Origin of the sequence: Collinsella sp. AF23-2, assembly GCF_003459245.1 — a bacterium.
In the GTDB taxonomy this organism is placed as follows: Bacteria; Actinomycetota; Coriobacteriia; order Coriobacteriales; family Coriobacteriaceae; genus Collinsella.
Genome location: NZ_QRVG01000030.1, coordinates 1 through 328 on the forward strand (window position 1 = coordinate 1; position 328 = coordinate 328).

Genomic DNA, 328 nt, shown 5'->3' on the forward strand with positions numbered 1-328 from the left:
GTTCATCCTGAGCCAGGATCGAACTCTCCGTCCAAAATATTCTGGGCTTCGAGCCCGTCCGGTCCTCACAACTATTAGCTGATCGGTTCCGTTCGATTCATATGGTTTTAGTATAGGAAAAGGAATTTCTCGGGGCCGCCTCTCGGCGGCCTTGCGAAAAACAAATCCAAGTTAGACCATTTCAAATGGTTCGATGTCTGCCCGGATGCGACACTGAAGTAAGTGTCCATCCTCGCAGTATCCGGTTCTCAAGGTGCACGCCTGGCGGCTGATCCGGTCCGACCGGGCCGCGCGGCAAGGAGATATATTGCCAGACCGGAGGGGCGCC